This is a genomic window from Caulobacter sp. FV1ye6ST, from assembly GCF_058681225.1.
The window spans coordinates 2,177,748-2,202,811 of record NZ_CM178733.1; the positions used below are offsets into that span (position 1 = coordinate 2,177,748).

Consider the following 25,064-nt stretch of genomic DNA (forward strand, 5'->3'; position numbering starts at 1 on the left):
TCGCGACAGACGTCCGTAGAAAAGGCGAGGGCGGGGCTAACGCTGAGGTTGTCGCGCCCTCCGCTACCCGGAACGGGCCATTTTCCCGTGCGTGCAAAGGTTTGCTGGCGTACAACGCCGCGACGTTCGCACTCCCTCGGGAGTAGAGCGCGCCGTGTACGGGGGTTGCGTTGAGTGCTTTCTGGGAGAACCTGGCGGACGCCTACCGCCCCGCCGCGGTGTCGCGGCGTCGCCTGATCCCCCTTCGGCTCGTGGTCGTCCTGGTCCTCTGCGCGATGGCGCTGGTGTGGCCGCGCCTGCACTTCCTGCTTGCCTGGTCTGGCGTCTTCGTCGTCGTCCAGGCGGCCAAATTCCTGGCCTTGCGCCATTTCCTGAACGAGGCGGCCCCCGGACGCGCCGTGGCGCTGAACCTCGTCAGCGATTTCCTGATGGCGACGATCTTCGGCTGGCTGGCCATTCCGCTTTGGGCGATGGACACGCAGATGGGCGCGGCCGGCGCCGTCTTGCTGCTGTCCGGCTCGATCTTCACCGCCCTGATGGGCGCCGAGGGTTGCCTCGTCGCCTTCGTCGCGGCTGCCGCTCCGCATATCGCCTATCTGTTCGTCACGCCGCTGGTCGCCGGCGACGCGCACGATCCGGTCACCGTCTACTTCCTGATCGGTTGCGGCCTGTTCTGCCTGACCCTGTCGATGGTCTTCCTGTGGTCGGAGCGGACCATGGCCGCCGAGCGCGCAGCGAGGCGAGCGGCCGAGCGTCAGACAGCGGCCAAGTCGGCCTTCATCGCCATGGTCAGCCACGAGCTACGCACCCCGATCAACGCCATCCTGAACGGCGCGGCGGCCCTGGACCGTGAGGGCGCCGCCGCCCTGGTCACCGACGCCGGGTTGATGATGCGGGCCCTGCTCAACGACCTGCTGGACCTTTCCAAGATCGAGGCCGGCCGCATGGGCGTCGAGGTTGTCGACTATGACCTGCCAGCCGTGGTCGGTGACGCCGTCGAGTTCTGGCGCTGTACCGCCGCGGCCAAGGGAGTCGCGCTGGCCCTGACCGGCGTCGAGACCCTGCCGCGCTGGGTGCGGGGCGATCCGATGCGCACCCGACAGATCCTCAACAACCTGCTCAGTAACGCCATCAAGTTCACGCCCGAGGTCAAGGTGAATGGGCCGGGCGAGGTCACCGTCGACGTCCGCGTCGAGCGTGAGCGGCCGCGCCAGGTGGCCATCGTCGTGCGCGACACCGGCCCCGGCCTGAAGGACGACCAGATCGAGCGGCTGTTCAGCCCCTACGAGCAGCTGGGCGCCGAGACCGCCCGGGCCTTCGGCGGCACGGGGCTTGGCCTGTCGATCAGCCGCGACCTGGCCCGGCTGATGGGGGGCGAGTTGACGGCGGCCAATGTTCCGGAAGGCGGCGCGCGCTTCACCCTGCGCCTGCCCGCGCCCGAGGGCGCCGCGCCGGTCGAGCCGGCCGAGGATGATGTCCAGGCCCTGGCCGTGCGCGAAGAGGCCCCGGTGATCCTGGTCGTCGACGACCACGACATCAACCGCCGCGCCCTGCGCCAGATGCTGGAGGCGTTCGGCGCGCGCGTGGAAACCGCCGAGGACGCCCAGGCGGCGCTGCTGGCGGCCGAGCGGCAAATCTTCGACGCCATTCTGATGGACGTCCGCATGCCCGGCATGGATGGGCTGGAGGCCTCGCGCCGCCTGCGCGAGGACGGGGCCAATCGTCAGACGCCGATCATCGCCGTCACCGGCGGCGCCTCGCCCGAGGAGGTCGCCGCCTGCGGTGAGGCGGGCATGACGGGGTGGGTGGAAAAGCCGGTCAACCCACGCGATCTCTACAAGGCCCTGTTCGGCTAGGATCGCCGCGCCGCCCCTTTTTCGGCGCATATCGCGGGCGTTCTCGCTAGAAGGAGACCGGACGGAACGAGTCGCCCCGCGCGTCTCGCCTGATCGGTTTCCAATTCAGTTCAAGAGTTTAGGCGCCGTGTCGAGGATCTGGCAGAGCGAGTGGGAAAAGCGTCGGCGCCTGAAGTGGATCGCCGCTGGCGCGGCGGGCCTTGTCCTGGTCGGCGGCCTGGCGACCCTGCCGTTCCTGAAGAAGGCTCCCAAGGCGGTGTCCGAGGCGATCGAGCAGGCGGCGCTGAACACCCCGGAGAAGCCGTCCGCCTGGCATGGCGATATCGACTACGACGCCCTGAACGCCCGCATCACGGCCATGGCCGCCGACAAGACCATGGAAGGCTTGGCCGTGGCCGTGGTCGAGAAGGGGCGGTTGTCTTTTGTCCACGGCTATGGCCGCACCACCGAGGGCGGTCAGAAGGTCGACGCCCGCACGGTGTTCCGCTGGGCCTCGCTGTCCAAGACCGTTTCGTCGAGCCTCAGCGCCCGGCTAGCGGCCGATGGAACCCTGTCGCTGACCGAGCCGCTGGTGGCCTTCAACACCAGCCTGCGCCTGCCGGGTGACGCGCAGAACTCCCTGACCGTCGAGGAACTGCTGTCGCAGCGCACGGGCCTGGGCAAGAACGCCTATGACGGCCAGCTGGAGGACGGTGTCGATCCGGCCAAGATCCGCGGCTCCTACGGCGCGCTGAAGACCGTCTGCCCGCCCGGCACCTGCCACAGCTACCAGAACGTCGCCTATGACACGATTACAGAAGTCATCCAGGGCAAGACGGGCGAGCCCTATGCCGCGACGGTTCAGCACAAGCTGTTCGGGCCGCTGGGCATGACCGGCGCCTCGATCGGCATGGCCGGCCTGACCTCGGCCGAGCGCTGGGCTAGGCCCCACGACCGCGCCCGCCGCGAGCTGAAGTTGTCCGAGGCCTATTACCGCGTGCCCGCCGCCGCGGGCGTCAACTCGACCATCGTCGATCTGGCCACCTGGATGCAGGCTCAGATGGGCCTCAAGCCCGATGTGCTGTCGTCGACCGTGCTGAACGAGGTGCAGCGTCCCCGCGTGGCCACCGGCAGGCCCTATGGCCGCCTGAACATCGCCCGCGAGCTGAAGAACCCCGCCTATGGCCTGGGCATGCGTAGCTTCACCTACAAGGGTCACCGTCTGGTCGGCCACAGCGGCGGGGTCTCGGGCTATCGCTCGACCATGATGTTCGACCCGGCGACCAAGACCGGCATCGTCATGCTGTGGAACAGCGACGCCAACCTGCCTTTCCGCTTCCAGGCCGAGTTCTTCGACCGCGTCTATCGGATCCCGTTCACGGACTATCTGGACCTGGACTCGGGTCAGCCGGGCGCGGAGGCCTCGCTGTCGGATTGAGGGTGAGGCGCTTACCGAAACCCTCTCTCAGAGAGAGGGAAGCGGTATGCGCCCCAGTATTCTAGTGATGCGCGAACTGGCTGAGCGCGCCGCCGGCGGCCAGGCCCAGGGCGCAGAAGACGCCGAGGTGGAAGACGACGCCGATGGCGACGGTGCGGCGGACCGACCAGGTGTTTTCCTGGGCGAAGACGCGGCCGATTTCCGATTGCAGGGTGCGGGCGGCGCTGGCCACCGGCGCGTCGTGATCGTTGGCGATGTGGAGCTCGGGACGCTTGCGGGCACTGGGAGCCGGAGCGATAGCATCCAGGTAGTCGACCTTACGCTTCAACATCACTGACCTCCGTTTATTTCGTTGAGGTCACGCTACGTAAGTAGTGTTAACGAAATGTGCAGTGTCGATGCCGATAGTCCGCGACAACTTGTCGATTTCCCCGTATCGGGGAAATTCAGAGCCGGTTAAGCATAAGGTCTGTCGGGTCTATACCTGAATTTACGCCGCGATAATCTTTGTCTTCAGGTTCAGGTGTTGGGCGGCGGTATTGGCGCGCTTGCTGGTCTGTTCGCCCAGCAGCAGATTGGCATAGCCGGGCTCGGCCGCCAGGATCAGATGCGTCTTGTCCAGGGTCAGGCGCGAGCGGGCCAGCAGGCTGGGGCTGCGGCCCGAAAGGTCGCAGGCCAGGCGGATCGTGGCGCCCAGGGCGCGGGCCCGCTTCAACTGGGCGGGGCTGAGCAGGCGCTCCAGGGTCGGCAGTTCGGGCGGGTGGAAGTTGGTGGCGTGGCGGGCGTGGGAGGCGACGGCCACGAAGCAGCGCTCGGCGTGGGTCTGGCCGGCGATCGGGGCGCGCAGCACCTGCTCGAACACCAGGTCGGCGCGATGGTCCGGGTGCAGGCGCGCGCCGACGTCCGACAGGCGGCAGGCGGCCGATACCAGGATACCGTCGCGCTCGCCGAACAGCGGGGGCAGGGTGCGGAAGGCCGGGGCGATCCAGGCGTCCAGGGCGGGGCCCAGCTCGTCGGCGACGCCCTGGCGGTGGCCCAGAGCGTAGCAACCCTCGATCAGCGGATCCAGGCTCCGCACGCGTGGCGGCATGGCCTCGAACAGCAGGCCTTCGCGCACGCCATAGGCCGAGATCTCGATGCGCTTGAGGTGCAACTGCTCGATCAGGGCCTCCAGCACCACGGCGGCGTAGGGCAGGGTCTCCGAGCGCTTCTTGCTCATGCCCTCGATACGTTCGAGCGAGCTCTTGGACTGGTGGGCGACCAGGCGGGCGGCGTCCATCGCCTCGCTGGCGCTGATCTCGTACTGGTGGACCACGTGCAGCGGGTAGCCGGACAGCCGCATGTGCAGTAGGGCGAGGTTGCGCCAGGCGCCGCCCACCGCGTGGAAGGTGTCGCTGCGGAAGTCGGCGGCCACCGGGGCCAGGCGCTCGCGGCACAGGCGGCGGGCGCGCTCGCCGTCGAAGCCGCCATTTACCGCGCCGTTGGGTCCGGCCAGGCTGAACGGGCCCAGCGGCAGGGTCACGCCGCGGCCCGCGCCGGTGGACGACAGCCGGACCAGTTCCAGGCTGGCGCCGCCCAGGTCGCCGACCACGCCCTCGGCGTCAGGGGCGCCGGCCAGCACGCCGACGGCGGCGTAGTGGGCCTCTTCCTCGCCGCTCAGCACGCGGACGGTGAAGCCGGTCTCGTCGCGGACGCGATCGATGAAGTTCTGGCCGTCCTTGGCGTCGCGGGCCGCGGCGGTGGCGACGACGAAGGTCTCGGCCGGATTAACCGCCTCCAGTACGGCGCGGAAGCGCTTCAGCGCCTGAAGGGTCTGGATGACGCCCTCGGGCGACAGGCTGCCGGTCTTGGCCAGGTCGCGGCCGAGGCCCGCCAGGACCTTCTCGTTGAAGACCGTCCAGATGGCGCGGCCTTCCAGCCGGTACACCACGAGGCGGACCGAGTTTGAACCGATATCGATCACAGCCGCGTCGCGCGGCGCCTGGAAGGGCATGGGGACGGTTTAGCGCATTCGCGGGTGGGGGGAAGCGTTCACGATCGTTTTCGATGGGGAAGAACGCGCGGAAAGGCTTGTCGGAAAACGCCTTGATGATTTTCGCCATTATTGCCCGGGTGATATTGACTCATATTATACCCGGGTAAATAAGGGGCGAGCTTCGAGAGGTTCCGCCGATGTCCGTTTCCCCCGATCCACTTTCCCCCGATCCACTTTCGCCCGATCAGCATCCCGATGTCCGCAAGGCCTTGCGCGCCACCTTCGGGACCGAGGTTCTCGACGGCTGGACGCCGGTGTCCGGCGGGCTGTCGGGGGCGGGGGTCTACAAGGTCCGGGTCGGCGGCATCGCCTATCTGCTGCGGGTCGAGGCTGGGCGCGAGGGGGCTGGGCGTGACGGGCCGCGCGATCCGCATCGCGGCTATGCCTGCCTGAAGCTGGCGGCGCTCGCCTGCCTGGCGCCGCGCGTGCGCTACGCCGATCCGGATGACGGGGTGGTGATCAGCGACTTCATCGAGGCCCGTTCCCTGGCCCTCGACTATGCCGGAACCCGCGCCGACCTCGTGGTCGAGCTGGCCCAGGCGGTGCGAGCGCTGCACGCCGTCGAGGGCTTTCCGCCGCTGGTCGACTATCTGGACGGTCTCGACGCCCTGGTGGGCGAGGCGGCCCGCGCGGGCGTGGTCCCGGTCGGGACCTTCGACGACTGGGCGCGCTTGCGGGAGGTGTGCAAGCGCCTGGCGCCGCAGCCGGTGTCCAGCCACAACGACCTCAATCCCGGCAACCTTGTCTATGACGGCCGGCGCATCTGGCTGGTCGACTGGGAGGCGGCGTTCCAGGCCGACCGCTATGTCGACCTGGCCGCCCTCGCCAACACCTACGCCGCCGATGCGGACGGGGAGGGCCTGCTGCTGCGGACCTATTTCGGGCGTGAGGCCAGCGCGGCCGAGCGGGCGCGGCTGTGGCTGTTCCGGCAGGTCAGCCACGTCTTCCACGCGGCGGTGTTCATCGCCCGTCTCGCGGGGCAGGCGAGGGCGGAGCATCTGGACGGGCCGGACCTCGACGCCCTCCACCAGCGCCTGGCCCTGGGCGAGCCGCTGCTGGCCACGCCGGAGGGGCGGCTGGCCTATGGCCTGGCGCGATTGCGGACGGTGGGGGCGAACCTGGCGTCCAGCGCCTTCGCCGAAGCCATAACCCTCGCACGCTGAGGTCCCGAAACCTCGCCCTTCGACAGGCTCAGGGTGAGGTTTCTACTTTCGGCCTCAGCCATGATCCTCATCCTGAGCCTGTCGAAGGACGAGGATCACGCACGGCCTCAAGGATTCACCCGGCACGCCACCGTGCGCCAGCGCGGGCCCTCGCGGCGGTGATAGCAGGTGCCGTAGCTGACCTGACGGCCGTGCGCCCGCTCGCCGCCCTTGGTCAGGGCCCAGGGCTCGGGGCCAAGCAGCAGCATGTCCGTGGTGTCGGCCCGGCGCGGGCACGGACCCCACCAGCGGATATGGTAGCCGCCGACCACGCCCGGGCCGTAGACCTCGGCGACCGCCTGGGCCTTTTGCTCGACACCGGGCGGGACGCCGAAGCGGTCGACGCCGGGGCGGGCGGGCAGGGCCTGGACGGCGCAGATCCGCGCCTGCCGCCCTGGCGCCGGTCCGCAAGCGGCCAGCAGTCCCAGGAGCGGCAGGACGAGAAGCGTCCTCAACGCTTGCGCTTGGTGCCGACGTGGTCGAAGGCCCGGGGCATGTCATTGGTCTTGTGGCCGCGGCCCGACAGGCTGGGATTGGTCATGAAGTAGTCGTGGGCCGAGAAGGCGCCCTTGGTCTTCCAAGCCGGATCGCGGGCATAGTCGCCCTCGCTGTCGAGGCGCCAGCTCTGGGCCTCGTCATTGAGGTTGGCGACCATGATCTGGTCCAGCACCTGCTGGTGCACGGTCGGGTTTTCCAGCGGCACCAGGGTCTCGACGCGGCGGTCCAGGTTGCGCGGCATCCAGTCGGCCGAGCTCATGAACAGGCGCGTCTGGGCGCTGGGCATGGCCGCGCCGTTGGCGAAGGCGATGATGCGCGCGTGCTCCAGGAAGCGGCCGACGATCGACTTGACCCGGATGTTCTCCGACAGCCCCTTGATCCCCGGACGCAGGCAGCAGATGCCGCGCACGACCAGCTCGATCTGCACGCCGGCCTGGCTGGCGGCGTAGAGGGCGTCGATGATCTGCGGGTCGACCACCGAGTTCATCTTGGCCCACACGCCGGCGGGCTTGCCGGCCCGGGCGTTGTCGGCCTCGGCCGCGATCATCTTCAAGAGGTCCGGCTTCAACGTCGTCGGCGAGAACGACAGCCGCTCCAGATGGCCCGGCTGGGCGTAGCCGGTGATGAAGTTGAACAGCTTGCCCCCGTCGCGGCCCAGGGCCGGATCGCAGGTGAAGAGGCTCAGGTCCGTATAGATCCGCGCCGTCTGCGGGTGATAGTTGCCGGTGCCGAAGTGGCAGTAGGTACGCAGGCCCTCGCCCTCGCGGCGGACCACCACCGACAGCTTGGCGTGGGTCTTCCAGTCGACGAAGCCGAACACCACGTGCACGCCCGCCCGCTCCAGGTCGCGCGCCCACTTGAGGTTATTCTCCTCGTCGAAGCGCGCCTTGATCTCGACCAGAGCGGTGACGTTCTTGCCGTTGTCGGCCGCCTCGATCAGGGCCGCCACGATCGGGCTGTCCTTGGAGGTGCGGTACAGCGTCTGCTTGATGGCCAGCACGTTCGGATCGCGCGCGGCCTGGCGGATGAACTGCACCACCACGTCGAAGCTCTCGAACGGGTGGTGAACCAGAATGTCCTTCTCGCGGATCGCCGCGAAGCAGTCGCCGCCGTGGTCGCGCACGCGCTCGGGGAAGCGGGCGTTGTAGGGCGGGAACTTCAGGTCCGGACGGTCCGGCGGGATCAGCTCCGACATCTGGGCCAGGCCCAGCTTGCCGTCGACCAGGATCACGTCCTCCGGCTCGGCGCGCAGGCCCTCGATGATGAACTCGCGCAGGTCCGGTGGCATGGTCGTCTGGATCTTGACGCGCACCACGCGGCCCAGGCGACGCTTCTTCAGCCGCGCCTCGAACTCGCGCACCAGGTCCTCGGCCTCTTCCTCGATCTCGAGATCGCTGTCGCGGTTCAGGCGGAACAGGCCCCGGCCCTCGACCTCGTAGCCGGGGAACAGGTGGTCCAGGAACAGGATGATGAAGCTTTCCAGCGCCATGATCTTGCGCTGGCGCTTGCGGCCGCGCGAGACGACGGAACTCAGCTCCCAGAACCGCCGCACCTGCGAGGGGATCGGGGCCAGGGCGTACAGGTGCTTGTCGTCGGCGATCCGCCGCAGCTTCAGCGCCAGGCAGAAGCCCAGGTTCGGGATGAACGGGAACGGATGGGCCGGGTCGATGGCCAGCGGCGTCATCACCGGGAAGATCTGATTGAGGAAGATCTCCTCGGCCTTGGCCCGATCCTCGGCCTCGATGTCCTTGGCGTCGAGCAGCTTCAGCCCCTCGTCCGACAGCTCGGTGCGGACCTGGCGCCAGATCTTCTGCTGCTCGCCCATCAGCTCGGCGGCCGAGGCGTTGATGCGCGCCAGCTGCTCGCCCGGCGTCAGGCCGTCCTGGCTGACCACCCGCACGCCCTCGCGCACCTGGCCCTTCAGGCCGGCCACGCGGACCATGTAGAATTCGTCGAGGTTGTTGGCGCTGATCGACAGGAACCGCAGGCGTTCCAGCAGCGGGTGGCGCGGATTGGCGCTCTCTTCCAGCACCCGCTGATTGAAGGCCAGCCACGAGGTCTCGCGATTGAAGAACCGCTCGGGCGAGGCCAGCAGCTCGCCGTCGAGCGTCAGGCCGGTCTGCGGGGCGGGGATCTCGGGCGCGGCGGGGGCCAGCGGCGCCAGGGGCGGGGTCGGAAGAGCGGCGGCGTCGGTCATGGGCCTCAGTCTAGCGCAGAGTTTTCCGCAGGGTGAACGCCCAATGGTGAAGGAAGGGCGTGACGCGGTGACGACAGTGTGTGTGCTGAGCAATCAAGGCTCATCCCTCATCCCTCACGTCGTCATCCCGCGCTTCATGCGCGGGACCCATCGTTCCGCCGCGGGTGCGGAGCGCAATAGTCCTCTCACGGGGAAGCTGAACCATGGGTCCCGCGAACATGTCGCGGGATGACGGGTGAGAGGCGGAGGGCCTACTCCTCCCCCTCGAACGCCCCCAGCACTTCCCGCGCCAAAGCCTTGTTCATCTCGCGATGGCCATCCGCCGCCGCCTCGGACAGCAGGGCCGCCGCCGCCTGGGCCTCGGCCGCCGAGCGGGGCAGGCGCGCGACCAGATAGGGATAGAGGTCCGGCTCGGGGTTCCAGAACGCCGCCGCGAAGGCCCGCTTCAGCACCGCCGCCAGCACCAGGTCGTCGGGCTCGTCGATCGCGGCGACCGACAGGGCGTTGAGCCGCGAGCGCAGGTCGGGCACGCCTGCGTCCCAGCCCAGCGGCGGCGTGCGGCCGGTCAGCAGCACGGTCCCGCCGTCGACCCCGGCCATGTTGAGGATGTGGAACAGCGCTTCGTCGCTGAGGCAGGCGCTTTCCGATCTCCGGTCGGCGTCCTCGACCAGCACGGCCCGGCCGCGCAGGGTGGAGAGGTCCACGGGCGGGGCCAGCGGATCGGCCGCCTCCACCGTCACCGCCCCGACGGCCCGCGCCCAGTCCCGCGCCAGGTGGGTCTTTCCGCACCCGGACGGCCCGATCAGCGCCAGCCGCCCCTCGGCCCAGTCCGGCCAGCCATCCAGCCGCGCCACCGCCGCCGCATTGCTCGGCGAGACGGCGAAGTCCTCCCGGGCATAGGTCGGCGGCGCGGCGAGCGGCAGTTTGAACTGGGTGGACAATCCCGAGGGTCCGGCGTGGTGAACGTCAGGGTAGGGATATAGGCCGCTGCGGCGGGAAGGGCGAGCAGGAGGGGCTGGGGATAGTGGGGATTAGGGTTGTGCGGGTGTGGAGGGAGTCTGTGGAGGCCCAGGCTGAGGCCGGATTTCCATCATCGTGAACACGGTGAGGACAGACCCGATAACCAAAAGTATTCCGTAGTTCATTGTCGCGACGCCGACGGCTGAAACCGCGACGTTCACATAGAATGCAAACCGCTCCGCGCCTTCAGGTGTCGGAAACGGTTTCGATGAATAAACTAAAGATATTAAAATCCCAATCGCTTGAACAATGGTCGCGTGTATAACGGTGCTTACGATCATGAGGAGGGGTGATCTTCCCTGATATTGCTGCTGCGGTTTTCGAAGCAAATTCTTGTGCTTGTCGCTGAGAGCGGAAAATATCAGCGCGTAGGCAGCGATGGAAAATCCTGCCAAGGTAGGCAGTATGGTTCGAGCCATTTCTGCCCACTTTTCGTCTGACCAAAGGCGCCATTCCAGGGTGCCTAGAGCGCCAGCAATTATAAAGTATGGCGATTTTACTAGGGCGCTCCATCCGCCATATTGATGGTAAAGGCGGTTCCAATTGGAGGGCTTCTTATTCTTGGCCACGAACTTGAGCTCTCGCGCTGCGAATTTTCTCGAATATATCACCCGCCATGCGAACAAAGAGGTTGAGGGCTGAATCGTCCGATTTGTGCTTCGTTACCTCCCTCAATGGTATTTCATCTGTTGAATGGGGCGTTACAACGCCGTTCTCAATTGTTTTAACTGAAAAAGTGCCATTTTCAGAGGCGACTTTCGCCAGTTTGTAGGATCGATCATTTGGAATGATCGAATCTTTATCTTTTGACTTTATAACTTCTTCATATTCATCGGCGTTTTGCTCGAAAAGAATATTCTCAATAAAATCTGCCAGCCCATTGTCGATATCGTCCGGATTTGGGCGTCGAATAATGAATCTTATTTCCTTCAATTTGGGGAGTCCTAGAAGCGAATCCGCTCCGTCGTAGCTTTTGATAATATCGGCCTGAACGTCTCCATACTGGGAAGAAACTTCCTTCCATTGGAGCGCATTTTTAAAATATTGCTCTACAGATCGTGTGCTCAATCCCTTTGACTCTGAGTAGAGTTCAAATGCGAGCGCATGTAGGTCGTTGTTTATCTTGAAATAAAACGCGGCGTGATTTGGGCGCAACTTTTCAGGTATGCTGATGGCGTTTTTATCTTCTGTTGATGCTCTGGAAAATTTTTCGAGATTAAACCAATCACCTTTTATATCTATCTCTGTATACTTAGAAAAAGTTCCAACGCGAGTTGCTTCGTTAAAGCTTTGAATGGCAACAAAAGTATCGCCATGAACTCTTACGCCTCTACGTAGGGAGGTTAGAAGAATTATCAGGCCTATATAATCTCTGTTTGCGTTACTTGGGATGCGTAGATTTATAGCCGCAACTTCGGTCTTAGAGTCTCTAGCCAATGGATCTTCCCTCCCCCAGAGGGCATATGATTCTTTTGCAATTTTCTCGCGAATTTTATCTGACGCGCAATCGATTTTTGTTCCTGTGCGCTTCTATTCCCCTCACTCCGGCATGAGCCGGACTCTTGTGTCACTAGACAATCAACACCTCGATTGACGGTGTTTGCGAGTTGGATTCGCCTAGGCATTCAGTATCTGCCTCAACACCAACAACACCACCCCCACCACGATCACCGGCCCGAACACCCGGAACGTGTGCCGCGTGCAGCGCTCCGGGAAGAAGGTGTCGTAGGGGCCGTCCTTGGTCGCGCCGTACTTCACGGCGACGGCGGTCAGGGGGCATTTGAAGCCGCAGGCGGCGAAGACGGCGCTCTCGATCGCCGTCAGGCCCAGCGCGACCCACAGCCAGGGACCGCGCGCCCCGGTGATCCCGGCGGCCAGCACGACCAGGGCGGCGCTGGCCATCACCACATAGATCACCGTGTGGACGGCGCGGACGAGGGTCAGGCGCTGGGCGTCGGTCATGGCGGGAGGGTAGCGGATGGCGCTGGCGGGGCCATTGCGGAAACGCCCTTAAGCTTACCCACGCTTGTCATCCCGGCCGCCAGGTTGCACGCGCGCTGAAGAGGGGAGCGTTCCGGCCGGCTACATCATCGCTTCGCAGTCGCCGAAGTTCGTGAACTCGAAGCGGGCGACCAGGTAGGTCTCGGTGGCCGAGACGGCGTCGGTCTCGAGCGTGATGGTCCGGACATCCGTCGGCAGAGTCGCGCCGCTGAGGAAATCCCACGACGCGACGGGCTTGCCGTCCTTTGCGTAGGTCCGGGAGGCGCCGTATTGCTTGTCCAGGGCGGCCCTCTGGATATCGAAAGCCGCGCGGACGCCGGCGCCGCTGGCGTCGTTATTGTGATAGCGACCAAGCGCGGCGACCCGGCAAACCCCCGTCTTGGCGCTGGCCGTCAGCATCAGAAGCTCAAACTCCGGGTGCGGCTTGGGAAGCGTTTCCAGCAGGTACTGCCGGACGGGCTTGCCGGCGTTCTCCGGCTGGAGTTCGGCGCCCAGCGCGGCCGGGTTGGAGCCCATTTTCACGCCGAAGGCGTCCGCCCATGCGGGCGAGGCGATCGCCAGGGCCAAGGCCACGCCGCCGCCGATCAACATACGTCCCATAACACTTCCCCCCAGACGGGTTGGCGAGGATGATCGACGGCCAACCCGATTCCGACCCGAGCTAAATCTTAGGTAGGAGGGTGCCGCCTGCAACCACCTTTGTTGGTCCCAAATGCCTCTCTCCCCCGACCTCCTCGCCTGGCGCGCTGACCTCACCAAGCCCGCCGGCCCGCTGAACGGCCTCGCTCGCGCCACCCAGACGCGGATCAACCGGATCATTCCCGAGAAGATCCACGCCGCCATCACCGCCGCCATCGAGGGGATGACGCGGGCCTTGCTTACGGGCGCGGACTTCACGACCGGCTCGCCGCTGGTCGGCCTCACCCTGGACGAGCGCCGGGCCAGGGCGGCCAAGGCGATCGACGGCTGGAAGAAGGCGGCGGCGGCCGAGGGCGGGGTCACCGGGTTCGGGGGCTTCCTGGCGGCGGCGGCCGACTTCCCGCTGCTGATGAGCTTCAAGATCAAGCTCTTGTTCGAGATCGCCGCCGTGTTCGGCCACGACGGGACGGACCTGCCCGAGCGGCTCTACATCCTGCACATCTTCGAGTTGGCGTTTTCGGACGGCATCCACCGCGCCCGGGTGCTGGCGGCCATGGACGACTGGGACGCCAAGGCCCATCCGGCCCACCTGGACGACTTCGACTGGCGGGCCTTCCAGCAGCAGTACCGCGACCACATCGACCTGGCGAAACTGGCCCAGTTCCTCCCCGTGGTCGGCGCGCCGCTGGGGGCCATCGTCAATTGGCGGCTGGTCGAGCGGCTGGGGCATACGGCGGTGATGGCGTATCGGATGCGGGCCGAGCAGGGGGCTGCTTCCGAAGCCCTCTCTCATGAAGAGAGGGAGGGGCCCGCCGCGTAGCGGTGGGAGGGTGAGAGGTTTCACCAGTGGCCGGCTTCTACCTTCCCCCTCTACAGTACAATTCTTGTCATCCCGGCCGCAGCGAAGCGGAGAGCCGGGACCCAGGGGCAACCGCGATGCGCCGGCCCCTGGGTCCCGGACAGCCTCCGCGAGGCTTCCGGGATGACAAGGGGGGGGATTGAGGGCGCTCTATCCCCGGCGTTCGCGATATGGAAATCCACGAAATCAAGTGTTTGTCGATTTTTCGCGCCCCTGCATCATCCGCGTTGAATCCGCCCCGATACTCAATGCGTCCCCGTCGCGGGGGAGGGCGTTTGGATCCGGCCCAAAACGGCGGCGGGGGTAGGTTGAGCGGGGCCGCTGGCGGTTCCCGGCGGTGTCGTCAGGTCGTGCGGCTTACTCTTTAGGAGCGCGTACGGGTGACGGGATCGTTGGGGCCAAAGCCGGCAGCGGAGCGACAGGGCGGTGATCGTACAAGCCGCCTATCGTGGATCGTCGGGGTCGAGACGGATGTAGCCGATCGACTTGGTCCGCGCCCGTCCGGGGGCAAATGGGGTCCCGAGCTGAAATACGCTCACGCCCCCCATCCTCACGGGCAAGAACAACCTGGCGGAGCGGTCAGCGAGCCGAAACACGAACAAACCTCACGGTATCCGGGTTCGCCCGGCCGCTCCGTCGCCTCCCCATACGCCTTCAGCGGCCGCGCCGCGTGAAGCGGCGGACGCATGTCTGACTCAGCACTGGCCCCCACCTGACCTGCTCACGCAGGTCTGTCCGCCCCCAAGCGGGGCGGAGAGGGGACAGGGAGCCTCTCCTCCCCCTTTTGGGGGAGGGGGACCGGCGAAGCCGGTGGAGGGGGTCGGCTCCGCCTACAAATCCAGATCCGCCGAAGCGAACTCCGCATTCTCCTGAATGAACCGGAACCGCAGCTCGGGCTTCCGCCCCATCAGGGTCTCGACCAGGCTTTCCACCGCTTCCTCGGAGCGCGGCAGGGTCACGCGGGCCAGGGTGCGCTTCTTCGGATCCATGGTGGTCTCCTTAAGCTGGGAGGCCATCATCTCGCCCAGGCCCTTGAAGCGGCCGATCTCGGGCTTCTTGCCCTTGAACACCGTGGCCAAGAGCTCGTCCTTGTGGGCGTCGTCGCGGGCGTATTCGCTCTTGCCGCCGTGGGCGATGCGGTACAGCGGCGGCAGGGCCAGATACAGGTGCCCCTGGCGGATCACGTCCGGCATGGTGCGGTAGAAGAAGGTGATCAACAGGCTGGCGATGTGGGCGCCGTCGACGTCGGCGTCGGTCATGATGATGATGCGGTCGTATCGCAGGTCTTCCTCGCGATACTTGTTCCCGCCCTGGGCCCCCAGGGCCAGCATCAGGTCCGACAGCTCCTTGTTGGCGGTGAACTTCTCGCCGGACGCGGAGGCCACGTTCAGGATCTTGCCGCGCAGGGGCAGGATGGCCTGGTACTTGCGGTCGCGGGCCTGCTTGGCCGAGCCGCCGGCCGAGTCGCCTTCGACGATGAACAGTTCGGCCCCGTCGACCGCGCTGCCGGCGCAGTCGGCGAGCTTGCCGGGGAGACGCAGCTTGCGGGTGGCGCTGGCGCGGGTGACTTCCTTGTCCTTGCGGCGCTTGAGGCGTTCCTCGGCCCGCTCGATGACGAACTCCAGCAGGGCCTGGGCGTTCTTCGGGCTGGAGCTGAGCCACAGGTCGAACGGGTCGCGCAGCGCCGCCTCGACGAAGCGCTGGGCCTCGGAGGTGGACAGCTTTTCCTTGGTCTGGCCCTGGAATTCGGGGTTCTTGATGAACACCGAGATCAGGGCGCCGGCCTGGGCGACGACGTCGTCGGCGGTGATGATCGTCCCGCGCTTCTCGCCCTTGAGGTCGGCATAGGCCTTGAGGCCTCTGGTCAGGGCGGCGCGGAAGCCGCTCTCGTGGGTGCCGCCTTCGGGGGTGGGCACGGTGTTGCAGTACGACTGCATGAAGCCGTCGTGCTCGCCGAAGCCCTGGGGCGTCCAGCTGACGGCCCACTCGACCGCGCCGGCCTCGCCCTGGCGCTCGATGCGGCCCGAGAAGCTCTCGGGCGTGACGGTGTTGAGCCCCTTGGTCCGCTCGGCCAGGAAGTCGGCCAGGCCGTTGGGGAAGTGGAACGTGGCCTCGGGCGGGGTCTGGTCATGGATGCGGGAGGGATCGCAGGACCATTTGATCTGCACGCCGCGGAACAGATAGGCCTTGGAGCGGGCCATGCGGTACAGGCGCGCCGGCTTGAAGCCGACATTGTCGCCGAAGATCTCGTCGTCGGGCTTGAAGCGCACCATGGTGCCCTTCTTTCGCGACGGGCCCAGTTGCTCGATCGGACCCAGCGGCTTGCCGCGCGAGAACACCTGCAGGTGCTCGAAGCCGTCGCGCCAGACGGTGACCTCGACGCGCTCGGACAGGGCGTTGACCACGGAGGCGCCGACGCCGTGCAGGCCGCCGGAGGTCTCATAGGCCTTGCCGGTGAACTTACCGCCGGCGTGCAGGACGGTCATGATGACCTCCAGCGCCGACTTGCCGGGGTACTTGGGGTGCGGGTCGACGGGCATCCCGCGCCCATCGTCCTTGACCGACAGGTATCCGTCGGCGTCCAGCTTGACCTCGATGGTCTTGGCGAAGCCGGCCACGGCCTCGTCCATCGAGTTGTCCAGCACTTCGGCGAACAGGTGATGCAGCGCCCGCTCGTCGGTGCCGCCGATGTACATGCCGGGGCGCTTGCGGACGGGCTCCAGCCCTTCCAGCACCTCGATGTCGGCGGCCGAGTACTCGCCCGGCGCGCTGACCTTGGCCGGCGCGGACGGCGGGGCCGGCTTGCTGGACGGCGGCGGGGGCGGCATCGGACGCGGAGTCGGCTCGACGTGCGGCTCCACGCTGGCCTGGAACGGCGCGGCGGGGACGGGCGCCAGGGCGTCGTCGTCGAACAGTGAGGGGGTCTTGTCGGAGGACATCAGGAGGAGTCTTAAGCGATTCGAACGCGGGGGCCTCGTATGGCCTCGCGACCGTCCCCTGAAAAGCAAAATCCGCCCCCAGCTTGGCCGGGGGCGGATCGCTAGGACCAGGCGGAAAGCCTAGCGGTAGGCGGGCGGATAACCGCTCTGGTCGGTGGCCGCGTAGCGGTCGCGCAGCTGGGTTTGGCGGCTGTCCTGCGGCTGCTCGACGCCGCCGATGAAGACGTTCAGCGGCCAGCTGGTGGTCTCCAGCGGATCGCCGTTCCAGACCACGACGTCGGCCAGCTTGCCCACTTCCAGCGAGCCGATCTTGCCGTCCTGGCCCCAGATCTTGGCCGGGACCAGGGTCACGGAGGCCAGGCCGGCCGCGTAGGGCAGGCCGTTGGCGACCGCCAGGCCGGCGTTCAGCCGCTCCTGACGCAGGTTGTTGAAGTCTCGCGAGCCGTTGATCGCCACCTTCACGCCGGCGGCGTTCAGGCGGGCGGCGTTGTCCAGCCGCGAGGCGAGGGTCTCGAAGCTGTCGGGCAGGTCGGCCTGCGGATCGACGATGACGGGCGCGCCGGCCTTGGCGATCTCGGCGGCGACCAGCCAGCCCTCCTCGACGCCTTCGAGGATGACCTTGATCTTCTCGTCGGCCGCCAGCTTCAGCGCCTGACGGATGTCGGCCGCGCGGGAGACGCGGATCAGCAGCGGGGTCTTGCCCTGCACGACGGGGATCAGGGCCGCCAGATCCAGGCGCGAGAGGCCGAAGTCCCGGGTCGCGCCCTGCTCGAAGGCCGCACGGCGGCTGGCGAAGGCGCGAGCATCCTCCAGGGCCGAGCGGATCAGGATCAGGTCCGCGCCGCGAGAACCGCCGGCCGCCCGCGCGCCGCTCTCGCCCAGCGAGACGGTGACGGCCAGCCTGGAGGCCTCGACGATGTCGCTCGCCCCGGACTTCAGGCGGATGAACGCCGCCTGGCCGCCGAACAGCGACGGGTCGCCGTCACCGGTCTTACCGGCGGTCATCTCCTCGACCACGCCGTCGTCGGCATGCTCGTGAGCGCCGCCGCCGGTCCCCGACAGCACGGGCACGACGGCCGAGCTGGTGATGCCCCCGTCCCGGGCGAACGGGATGAAGGTCGAGGCGGGGTTGATCGCGTAGCTGATGTCGAAGGCGGCGCTGAGCGCGTTGCCGGTGCCGTCGTCGCGGGTCTCGCGCACGCCGCTCACCTCGGACGCGCCGAGGTTCGAGGACGAGGCGACCAGGCCGGGGGTGACGACCCCGCCCTTGGCGTCGATCACCTTGGCGCCGGCCGGGACGGCGACGCTGGCGCCCAGGGCGGCGATCTTGCCGTCCTTGATGACCAGCGTGCCGGTCGGGATCGTGGGACCCGAGACTGGCTCGATGCGGGCGTTCGTGATGGCGACCGTCTCGGCCGCCGCGGGGAGGGCCAGCGCGCAGGCGGCGCTGGCGAGAAGCAGTGACCGGATCATCAGTTGAACGCTCCCTGGCCGGGTTGGCCGAGCTCGAAATCGGACTTGGGCTGGAAGCGCGCGTCCTTGCGGTCGTAGATCAGCGCGCCGTCGATGAAGACCTTCTCGGCCTGGGCGTAGACGCTGAATGGGTCGCGGCTCCAGACCACCAGGTCGGCGGCCTTGCCAGGTTCGATCGAGCCGGTCTTGTCGCCGATGCCCATGGCCTTGGCCGGGTTGGCGGTGATCCACTTGATGGCCTCGGCCCGGCTGATGCCGTAACCCAGCTTGTTGCCGGCGGTCATGGCGATGGCGGCCTCTTGATTGAGCCGCTGGGTCATGATCGGGTCGTCCGAGTGGATGACCACGCAGGCGCCGTTCTTCCACAGGATGGCGGCGTTGGCGTCGATGCCGTCCAGGCTTTCCATCTTGAAGCCCGTCCACGAGGCCCAGGTGGCCGAGCAGATGCCCTCCTTGGCCAGCAGAGGCGCGATCTTGTAGCTCTCCACAGCGTGGTGGAACATCGTGATCTTGTAGCCAAACTCCTTGGCGATATCGATCATCGTGGCTTCTTCGTCGGCGCGGTAGCAGTGGTTCTGCACCAGGATGTCGCCCTTCAGCACGCCGGCCAGGGTCTCCATCTGCAGATCGCGCTTCGGCGGATCGGCCTTTTCGCCCTTCTGCTGCTTGGCGCGGAAGTCGTCCCACTTGCGGGCGTAGTCCGCCGCGTCGATCCAGGCCTTGCGGTACCCGAAGACGTTGCCCATCGCCGTGGAGGGCGAACGACCCTTGCCACCGTAGACGCGCTTGGGGTTCTCGCCGCAGGCCATCTTCAGGCCGTAGGGGGCGTCGGGGAACTTCATGCCCTGCATGGTCAGGGCGGGCACATTCTTCAGCGTCACCGAGCGGCCGCCGAACAGATTGGCCGAGCCTGGGAGGATCTGCAGCGTGGTCACGCCGCCGGCGCGGGCCCGGTTGAAGCCGGGATCCTGTGGCCAGACCGAGTGCTCCGCCCAGACCTGGGCGGTGTTCGGGTCGGTGGCTTCGTTGCCGTCCGAGCGAGCCTGAACGCCGGGCGAGGGATAGACGCCCAGGTGGCTGTGGGCGTCGATGATGCCCGGGGTCAGCCACTTGCCAGTGGCGTCGACCTTGACGGCGTCGGCCGGGATCGCGGTGTCGGGGCCGCCGACGGCGACGACCTTGCCGCCCGAGGTGACGACCACGCCGTTGTCGATCTGCTGGCCGGTGGCGGTCAGCACCGTGGCGCCGACGAAGGCCGTGGCCCGCGAGGGGAAAGGCTTGTAGGTCGACGGGAAACCCGTCGACGCCTGACCGTCGAGACCCTTGGGCAGCGGCTTGGGCTCGACCTTCTCGGCTGGCTTGCCGCCCTTCTGGGCCGTCGTGGACGGTTTGGCGGGACCCCCGGTCCCGGTAGTCGCGCAGGCCGAAAGCCCCAGCGCGAGCAGGCTCACGGCCATCGCCGTGTAACGCCATCTGATCATGAAAAACCCCGACTCTCGAAGAGGCGGGAAGGACAGACGAAAAGAACCCCGTTATCAAGTTAAAGGAGATCGAGCCGACCTCCTCGTCGGCAAAATTGTTGCGCTTGTCCCAGGGAGGTCGTCCATGCGCCGTCTGCTCGCCTGTCTCGCCGTCGCGCTGCTGACCGCCTGCACCGCGCCGACCTCGCCGGGACCTTCGGGACCGCCGCGGCAGTCGCCGCGCGCCCCGGTCGCCGAGGGCGGCATGTGCGGCGGCTTCGCGGGCTTCCAATGCCAGTCTGGCCTGACCTGCCAGATGGAGGCCGGGGTCTGCGGGCGGGTCGCCGATGCGGCGGGCGTCTGCCGCAAGACGCCGCGAGCCTGCACGCGGATCTATCAGCCGGTCTGCGGCTGCGACGGCAAGACCTATGGCAACGCCTGCGAGGCGGGCGCCGCGGGAGTCAGCGTGTCGGCTCAGGGCGCGTGCAAGGCGAAGTAAGCTGCTGCCACTATCCGGACCGCGCTGACGCAAGGTGGGGCCGAGGGGAGAAGCCCATGACCCAAATCATCCGGCGTGACGTGCTGGCCGGCGGCCTTGCCGTCGTCGCGTTCGCGCCCGCCGCCCACGCCTCGAGTGTTTTGGTCCAGGAGAAGACGCCCATGTACGGACTGATCGGACAGATGCTGGCCGCGCCCGGCAAGCGCGACGAGCTCTTGGCGATCCTGGGGGAGGGGACCAACGACATGCCCGGCTGCCTCAGCTACGTGATCGCCAAGGATCCGACCAACGCCGACGCGTTGTGGATCACCGAGGTCTGGACCGACAAGGACGCCCACGCCGCCTCGCTGAAGCTGCCCTCCGTGCAAGCGGCGATCGCCAAGGGGCGGCCGATCATCGCCGGCTTCCCACAGCACTTCGAGACCATCCCCGTCATCGGCCACGGCCTGAAGGCTTAGAGACCAAAAGAAAAGGCCGCGGATCGCTCCGCGGCCTTTCCAGTCTCGGGACCCGAAGGTCTTAGAAGTTGGCGTTCAGCGAGACGCCGACGACGCGCGGTTCGTTGACGAAGGCGGTCAGGTTGTTGAAGTCGATCGCGCCCTTGATGTTGGCCTCGTTGGTGATGTTGCGGGCGAACGCCGCCAGCTCCCAACCGGCTTCCTTGTCGGCATAGCCTACCTTCAGACCGCCCTCGAAGTCGCCCTTCGTGTAGAACTCCTTCGACTGATAGAGGAACAGGTTGGTGTAGCCCTGAACCTTCCAGTCGGTGAAGGCGAACAGCTCGCCCGAGGCGATCGGGATCGAGTAACGGGCCGTGAAGTCGAAGGTGTACTTTGGCGCGTTCGGGAACGGGTTTCCGTCCACCAGCGCCAGGCCGGCGGCGTTCAGCTTGTCGGTCACGGTGCAGGCGGCGCAGGGGGCGACGGCCAGCGTGCTGTCCTTGATCTTGGTGTGGGCGTAGCTGTAGCCGGCCGTGACGACGAAGTTCGGGGTAACCACGAACTCGCTGTCCAGTTCCAGGCCGTAGGCCTCGCCCTTCTTGGCGTTGATCAGGCGGTTGGAGTTGCTGCCGCCGCCGACCGCGCTGAACTGCGGGTCATCGATGGTGTAGGTGAAGACGGCGCCGTTCAGGCGGACGCGACGGTCGAACAGCTCGCTCTTCAGGCCCAGTTCGTAGGACAGGATCGTTTCGGACTTGGCCGCCGAGGCCGGCGAACCGAAGGCGATATCGCGGCCTTGGATCGACGGACCGCGGAAGCCCGAAGCGACCTTGGCGTAGACGCTGACGTCCTCGTCGATCTTGTAGAACGCCGACAGGTCCCAGGTGACCTTCGAGTCCGAGACCGACACCGACGGGGCGGGGTTAGGGCCAGAGACGACGTTCATGTCCTTGTCGTCGTCGGTGTAGCGCAGGCCGCCGGTCAGGGTCAGCTGGTCGGTGACCTTGTACGAGGCCTGACCGAACGCGGCCCAGGCCTTGTTCTTCTGACGCAGCGTGGTGGCGGGCATGAAGAACGGGTCAGTGCGGATGTCGTACTTGGTGTCGAAGTAGAAGCCGCCGACCTGCCAGCTCAGCGGGCCGTCGGTATCGCTGGCCAGGCGCACTTCCTGCGTCCACTGGAAAAGGTTCTTGATGCCGTCCTGGGTGCTCGACTGGAAGGGGATGAAGCCCGGGCCGGTCGGGTTGCCCCCGTCGATGTCGCCCAGGCTGTAGCCGTGTGTGTTCTCATAGGCGGTGATCGAGGTCAGCTTCACGCCGTCGAAGTCGTAGCCGATGTTGGCCGAAGCGCCGTAGCCCTTGTACTTCTGCGGGTTGTTGGCGGTGTTGTCGAAGGCGACCTTGTCGCGCTGGTAGTTGCCGTTGAGCTTGTTCGAGCCCTTGGTCAGCACGTTGGCGCGGAACACGGCGGCGGTGCCGTCAAGGTCGCGGCCGTGGACGTTGAACAGGGCGCTCAGCTTGTCGTTCGGCGTGACCAGCAACTGAACACGAGCGGCCTTTTCATTGAAGCCGCCCAGGGCGTTTTCCTGCTTGGTGTAGGTGTTGTCGATATAGTCGTCGCGACGCTGGAGCAGGAACGAGGCGCGGACCGCGACCTTGCCCGGGACGATGGCGCCGCCGTAGCCGCCGTCCAGGGTGACGGTGTTGTAGCTGCCGTAGGTAGCCGCCAGGCGGCCCTTGGTCTCGTCGCTCGGCTTGATGGTGTCGAACTTGACGATGCCGGCCGTGGTGTTGCGACCAAACAGCGTGCCTTGCGGGCCGCGCAGGACTTCGACGTGGTCGAGGTCGTAGATCGGCGAGCTCTTGAGGACCACGTTCTCCAGGACGACGTCGTCCTGGATGATCGACACCGGTTGCGAGGCGGCCAGATCGAAGTCGGCGTTGCCCAGGCCGCGGATGTAGAAGCGCGGGGCGGCGCGGCCGTTCGAGGACTCGGCGTAGAGGCCAGGAGCCTTGCCCGACAGGGTCAGGATATCTTCGCCAGCGGCGAAGACCGACTGCAGGCGCTCACCGCTGATGGCGGCGACCGAGACCGGCACGTCCTGCAGGTTTTCGCTGCGCTTCTGGGCGGTGACGACGACTTCGCCGACGGTGGTGTCCTGCGCCATGGCGGCCGAGCTGGCGGCCAGCGAGGCCACGAGGGCGGTCAGGCCGCACGACACCGTGAGGGCGCGGCGGAAGGAGCGGTTGGGGTGCATGGAGACATCCTGTGCTGATGCGCGCCGTTCGCCGACTCTGACTGGGGCGTTAGCGACGCTTCTATTGCGCTGCGATAGGCGCAACTGAGGGGCTCCGGATATCTCGTGTGGCTGGAAAACGGCCGTTTGGAGCCGATTACGTCGGTTCTGTTGCGAACTTGCGACAATTTTGTTCAGGCGGCGCCTAGTAAGTAATAAGTCATTCTACTTACGAGCGGCCGATGACTTGGCGGCGCAACGAAAAGGGCCGGAGATCGCTCTCCGGCCCTTCGTTCGTCTGAGCGTTACGCGATCAGCACTTGTAATACATGTCGAATTCGACCGGGTGCGGGTGCAGTTGCAGACGCATAACCTCTTCCATCTTCAGCTCGATGTAGCTGTCGATGAAGTCGTCATCCATGACGCCGCCGGCCTTCAGGAAGGCGCGGTCCTTGTCCAGGCTTTCCAGGGCTTCGCGCAGCGAGCCGCAGACTTCCGGGATCTTCTTCTGCTCGCGGGGCGGCAGGTCGTAGAGGTTCTTGTCGGCCGGCGCGCCCGGGTCGATCTTGTTGATGATGCCGTCCAGGCCGGCCATCAGCAGAGCGACGAAGGTCAGGTAGGGGTTGCCCATCGGATCGGGGAAGCGGGCTTCCAGGCGCTTGGCCTTGGGCGAATCGACGTGCGGGATGCGGATCGAGGCCGAGCGGTTGCGCGAGCTGTAGGCCAGCTTCACCGGGGCTTCGTAGCCGGGCACGAGGCGCTTGTACGAGTTCGTCGTCGAGTTCGAGAACGCGTTGATCGCCTTGGCGTGCTTGATGATGCCGCCGATGTAGTACAGGCAGTCCTGCGACAGGCCGGCGTACTTATCGCCGGCGAACAGCGGCTTGCCGTCCTGCCAGATCGACTGGTGCACGTGCATGCCCGAGCCGTTGTCGGCGAACATCGGCTTGGCCATGAAGGTGGCCGTCTTGCCGTAGGCGGCGGCGACGTTGTGGATGACGTACTTGTAGAGCTGCATCCGGTCGGCCATGACGACCATGGTGTCGAACTTCAGGCCGAGTTCGTGCTGAGCCGGGGCCACCTCGTGGTGGTGCTTTTCCGGCTTCATGCCCAGTTCGCCCATGACGGCCAGCATTTCGCCGCGCAGGTCCTGAGCCGAGTCGACCGGGTTCACCGGGAAATAGCCGCCCTTCGGGCCAGGGCGGTGGCCCATGTTGCCTTCCGGATATTCCTTGCCCGAATTGCTCGGCAGTTCGCTCGAGTCGTACGAGTAGCCGGTGTTGTTCGGCGCGGTCGACCAGCGGACGTCGTCGAAGATGAAGAACTCGGCTTCCGGACCGAAGTAGACGGTGTCGCCCACGCCGGCCGACTTGACGTAGTTCAGCGCGGCCTTGGCGATCGAGCGCGGGTCGCGGTTGTACGGGGTGCCGTCATCCGGGTTCACGACGTCGCAGAACAGGGCCAGCGTGGTCTGCTGATAGAACGGGTCGATGATGGCGCTGTCCAGGTCAGGACGCAGCTTCATGTCCGACTCGTTGATGGCCTTCCAGCCGGCGATCGACGAGCCGTCGAACATCGTGCCGTCGTTCAGGAAGTCATCGTCGACCAGGTCGATGTCGAACGTGACGTGCTGCAGCTTGCCGCGCACGTCGGTGAAGCGGACGTCGACATACTTGACGTCCTTTTCCTTGATCAGGTTCAGGATATCCTTGGCGGTAGTCATTCCGTATCCCCTTTGTAGGCTCTCTAAGTGTTTGACGATCCGGCCCTTTAGACGGCGGCCGGGCCGTTTTCTCCGGTTCGGATGCGGATCACTTCGGTGATCTCCGAGACGAAAATCTTGCCGTCGCCGATGCGGCCGGTGCGGGCCGCGCGGGTGATGGCTTCCAGAGCGGGCTCCAGCTGGCTGTCCTCGACGACGACCTCGACCTTGATCTTGGGGAGGAAGTCCACGACGTACTCCGCGCCGCGATACAGCTCGGTGTGGCCCTTCTGGCGGCCGTAGCCCTTGGCTTCGAGGACGGTCATGCCCTGGACGCCCATGTCCTGCAGGGCCTCCTTCACCTCATCCAGCTTGAACGGCTTGATGACGGCTTCGATCTTCTTCATCGGTTCCACTTTCGGGCCCGGGCGGCGAACCGCTTCACTGAGCGGGCAAGCATCACGCTGGCCCCAGCGCCGCAAGCGAACGCCACGGACATTCATGACCGTTTGGTTGTCTCGCGAGCATGTGTTCGAAATCTAGGCGCCCGGCGCCGTGGAAATATACATTTCCGGAATGGCCGCCAAATGG

Annotated in this window: 22 protein-coding genes and 1 pseudogene; 7 read left to right on the forward strand and 16 right to left on the reverse strand. The window is 66.4% G+C overall.

Going from position 1 to position 25,064, the window contains the following annotated elements:
* Positions 1–170 precede the first annotated feature (170 nt).
* Positions 171–1,856: a response regulator gene (locus ACW175_RS10735; RefSeq protein ID WP_492104465.1), complete on the forward strand. Its 1,686-nt coding sequence runs from the start codon at positions 171–173 to the stop codon at positions 1,854–1,856.
* A gap of 127 nt (positions 1,857–1,983) precedes the next feature.
* Positions 1,984–3,273, forward strand: a complete 1,290-nt coding sequence (locus ACW175_RS10740; protein WP_492104466.1) for a serine hydrolase domain-containing protein — start codon at positions 1,984–1,986, stop codon at positions 3,271–3,273.
* Positions 3,274–3,334: 61 nt separating this feature from the next.
* Here the strand turns inward: ACW175_RS10740 and ACW175_RS10745 are convergent, their stop codons facing one another.
* Together ACW175_RS10745 and ACW175_RS10750 are read right to left on the reverse strand one after the other, a co-directional pair.
* Positions 3,335–3,607, reverse strand: coding sequence for a hypothetical protein (locus ACW175_RS10745; RefSeq protein ID WP_492104467.1), 273 nt, complete (start codon positions 3,605–3,607; stop codon positions 3,335–3,337).
* Positions 3,608–3,763: 156 nt separating this feature from the next.
* On the reverse strand, positions 3,764–5,266 hold the full coding sequence (locus tag ACW175_RS10750; protein WP_492104468.1) for a Ppx/GppA phosphatase family protein: 1,503 nt from the start codon (positions 5,264–5,266) through the stop codon (positions 3,764–3,766).
* A 179-nt stretch (positions 5,267–5,445) separates the two neighbouring features.
* Between ACW175_RS10750 and ACW175_RS10755 the strand changes: the two genes are divergently transcribed.
* Positions 5,446–6,471, forward strand: coding sequence for a phosphotransferase (locus ACW175_RS10755; RefSeq protein ID WP_492104469.1), 1,026 nt, complete (start codon positions 5,446–5,448; stop codon positions 6,469–6,471).
* 107 nt (positions 6,472–6,578) lie between these two features.
* On the opposite strand, the gene ACW175_RS10760 is transcribed toward ACW175_RS10755, so the two are convergent.
* The 8 genes and pseudogenes from ACW175_RS10760 to ACW175_RS10795 form a co-directional block, all read right to left on the reverse strand.
* Positions 6,579–6,965: a hypothetical protein gene (locus ACW175_RS10760; RefSeq protein WP_492104470.1), complete on the reverse strand. Its 387-nt coding sequence runs from the start codon at positions 6,963–6,965 to the stop codon at positions 6,579–6,581.
* The gene (locus ACW175_RS10765; protein WP_492104471.1) at positions 6,962–9,205 is read right to left on the reverse strand and encodes an RNA degradosome polyphosphate kinase; all 2,244 of its coding nucleotides are present in this window, start codon (positions 9,203–9,205) and stop codon (positions 6,962–6,964) included. Before ACW175_RS10765 ends, ACW175_RS10760 begins: the two co-directional genes overlap by 4 nt.
* A gap of 121 nt (positions 9,206–9,326) precedes the next feature.
* Positions 9,327–9,410, reverse strand: a pseudogene (locus tag ACW175_RS10770) (hypothetical protein); the annotation flags it as partial.
* Positions 9,411–9,456: 46 nt separating this feature from the next.
* Positions 9,457–10,146 (reverse strand): DnaA regulatory inactivator HdaA, encoded by a 690-nt coding sequence (gene hdaA, locus ACW175_RS10775; RefSeq protein ID WP_492104472.1) that lies wholly within the window; start codon positions 10,144–10,146, stop codon positions 9,457–9,459.
* A 90-nt stretch (positions 10,147–10,236) separates the two neighbouring features.
* The gene (locus ACW175_RS10780) at positions 10,237–10,794 is read right to left on the reverse strand and encodes a hypothetical protein (protein ID WP_492104473.1); all 558 of its coding nucleotides are present in this window, start codon (positions 10,792–10,794) and stop codon (positions 10,237–10,239) included.
* A complete protein-coding gene (locus ACW175_RS10785) occupies positions 10,781–11,662 on the reverse strand; it encodes a DUF4747 family protein (protein WP_492104474.1) in 882 nt (293 codons plus the stop codon). The genes ACW175_RS10780 and ACW175_RS10785 overlap by 14 nt, the downstream gene beginning before the upstream one ends.
* Before the next feature lie 180 nt (positions 11,663–11,842).
* Positions 11,843–12,187: a hypothetical protein gene (locus tag ACW175_RS10790; protein ID WP_492104475.1), complete on the reverse strand. Its 345-nt coding sequence runs from the start codon at positions 12,185–12,187 to the stop codon at positions 11,843–11,845.
* Positions 12,188–12,307: 120 nt separating this feature from the next.
* Positions 12,308–12,826 (reverse strand): hypothetical protein, encoded by a 519-nt coding sequence (locus ACW175_RS10795; RefSeq protein WP_492104476.1) that lies wholly within the window; start codon positions 12,824–12,826, stop codon positions 12,308–12,310.
* A gap of 112 nt (positions 12,827–12,938) precedes the next feature.
* On the opposite strand from ACW175_RS10795, the gene ACW175_RS10800 reads away from it, so the two are divergent.
* A complete protein-coding gene (locus tag ACW175_RS10800) occupies positions 12,939–13,685 on the forward strand; it encodes an EcsC family protein (RefSeq protein WP_492104477.1) in 747 nt (248 codons plus the stop codon).
* Positions 13,686–13,711: 26 nt separating this feature from the next.
* Complete coding sequence (locus tag ACW175_RS10805) at positions 13,712–13,867, forward strand: hypothetical protein (RefSeq protein ID WP_492104478.1); 156 nt, start codon at positions 13,712–13,714, stop codon at positions 13,865–13,867.
* Positions 13,868–14,554: 687 nt separating this feature from the next.
* Here ACW175_RS10805 and parE read toward each other — a convergent pair.
* The 3 genes from parE to ACW175_RS10820 form a co-directional block, all read right to left on the reverse strand.
* Entirely contained in the window at positions 14,555–16,666 is a 2,112-nt protein-coding gene (parE, locus tag ACW175_RS10810; protein WP_492104943.1) for a DNA topoisomerase IV subunit B, read from the reverse strand.
* 117 nt (positions 16,667–16,783) lie between these two features.
* The gene (locus ACW175_RS10815) at positions 16,784–18,136 is read right to left on the reverse strand and encodes an amidohydrolase family protein (RefSeq protein WP_492104479.1); all 1,353 of its coding nucleotides are present in this window, start codon (positions 18,134–18,136) and stop codon (positions 16,784–16,786) included.
* The gene (locus ACW175_RS10820; protein ID WP_492104480.1) at positions 18,136–19,617 is read right to left on the reverse strand and encodes an amidohydrolase; all 1,482 of its coding nucleotides are present in this window, start codon (positions 19,615–19,617) and stop codon (positions 18,136–18,138) included. Before ACW175_RS10820 ends, ACW175_RS10815 begins: the two co-directional genes overlap by 1 nt.
* Positions 19,618–19,741: 124 nt before the next feature.
* Here ACW175_RS10820 and ACW175_RS10825 point away from each other — a divergent pair, with 124 nt between their 5' ends.
* Both ACW175_RS10825 and ACW175_RS10830 read left to right on the forward strand, forming a co-directional pair.
* Positions 19,742–20,095, forward strand: coding sequence for a Kazal-type serine protease inhibitor family protein (locus tag ACW175_RS10825; protein WP_492104481.1), 354 nt, complete (start codon positions 19,742–19,744; stop codon positions 20,093–20,095).
* Between the two features lie 56 nt (positions 20,096–20,151).
* Positions 20,152–20,553: a putative quinol monooxygenase gene (locus ACW175_RS10830; protein WP_492104482.1), complete on the forward strand. Its 402-nt coding sequence runs from the start codon at positions 20,152–20,154 to the stop codon at positions 20,551–20,553.
* Positions 20,554–20,614: 61 nt separating this feature from the next.
* On the opposite strand, the gene ACW175_RS10835 is transcribed toward ACW175_RS10830, so the two are convergent.
* From ACW175_RS10835 to ACW175_RS10845, 3 genes are all read right to left on the reverse strand, one after another.
* Positions 20,615–22,792, reverse strand: a complete 2,178-nt coding sequence (locus tag ACW175_RS10835; protein WP_492104483.1) for a TonB-dependent receptor — start codon at positions 22,790–22,792, stop codon at positions 20,615–20,617.
* Between the two features lie 292 nt (positions 22,793–23,084).
* A complete protein-coding gene (gene glnA, locus ACW175_RS10840) occupies positions 23,085–24,494 on the reverse strand; it encodes a type I glutamate--ammonia ligase (RefSeq protein WP_492104484.1) in 1,410 nt (469 codons plus the stop codon).
* A gap of 47 nt (positions 24,495–24,541) precedes the next feature.
* A complete protein-coding gene (locus ACW175_RS10845) occupies positions 24,542–24,880 on the reverse strand; it encodes a P-II family nitrogen regulator (protein ID WP_047405922.1) in 339 nt (112 codons plus the stop codon).
* Positions 24,881–25,064 lie beyond the last annotated feature (184 nt).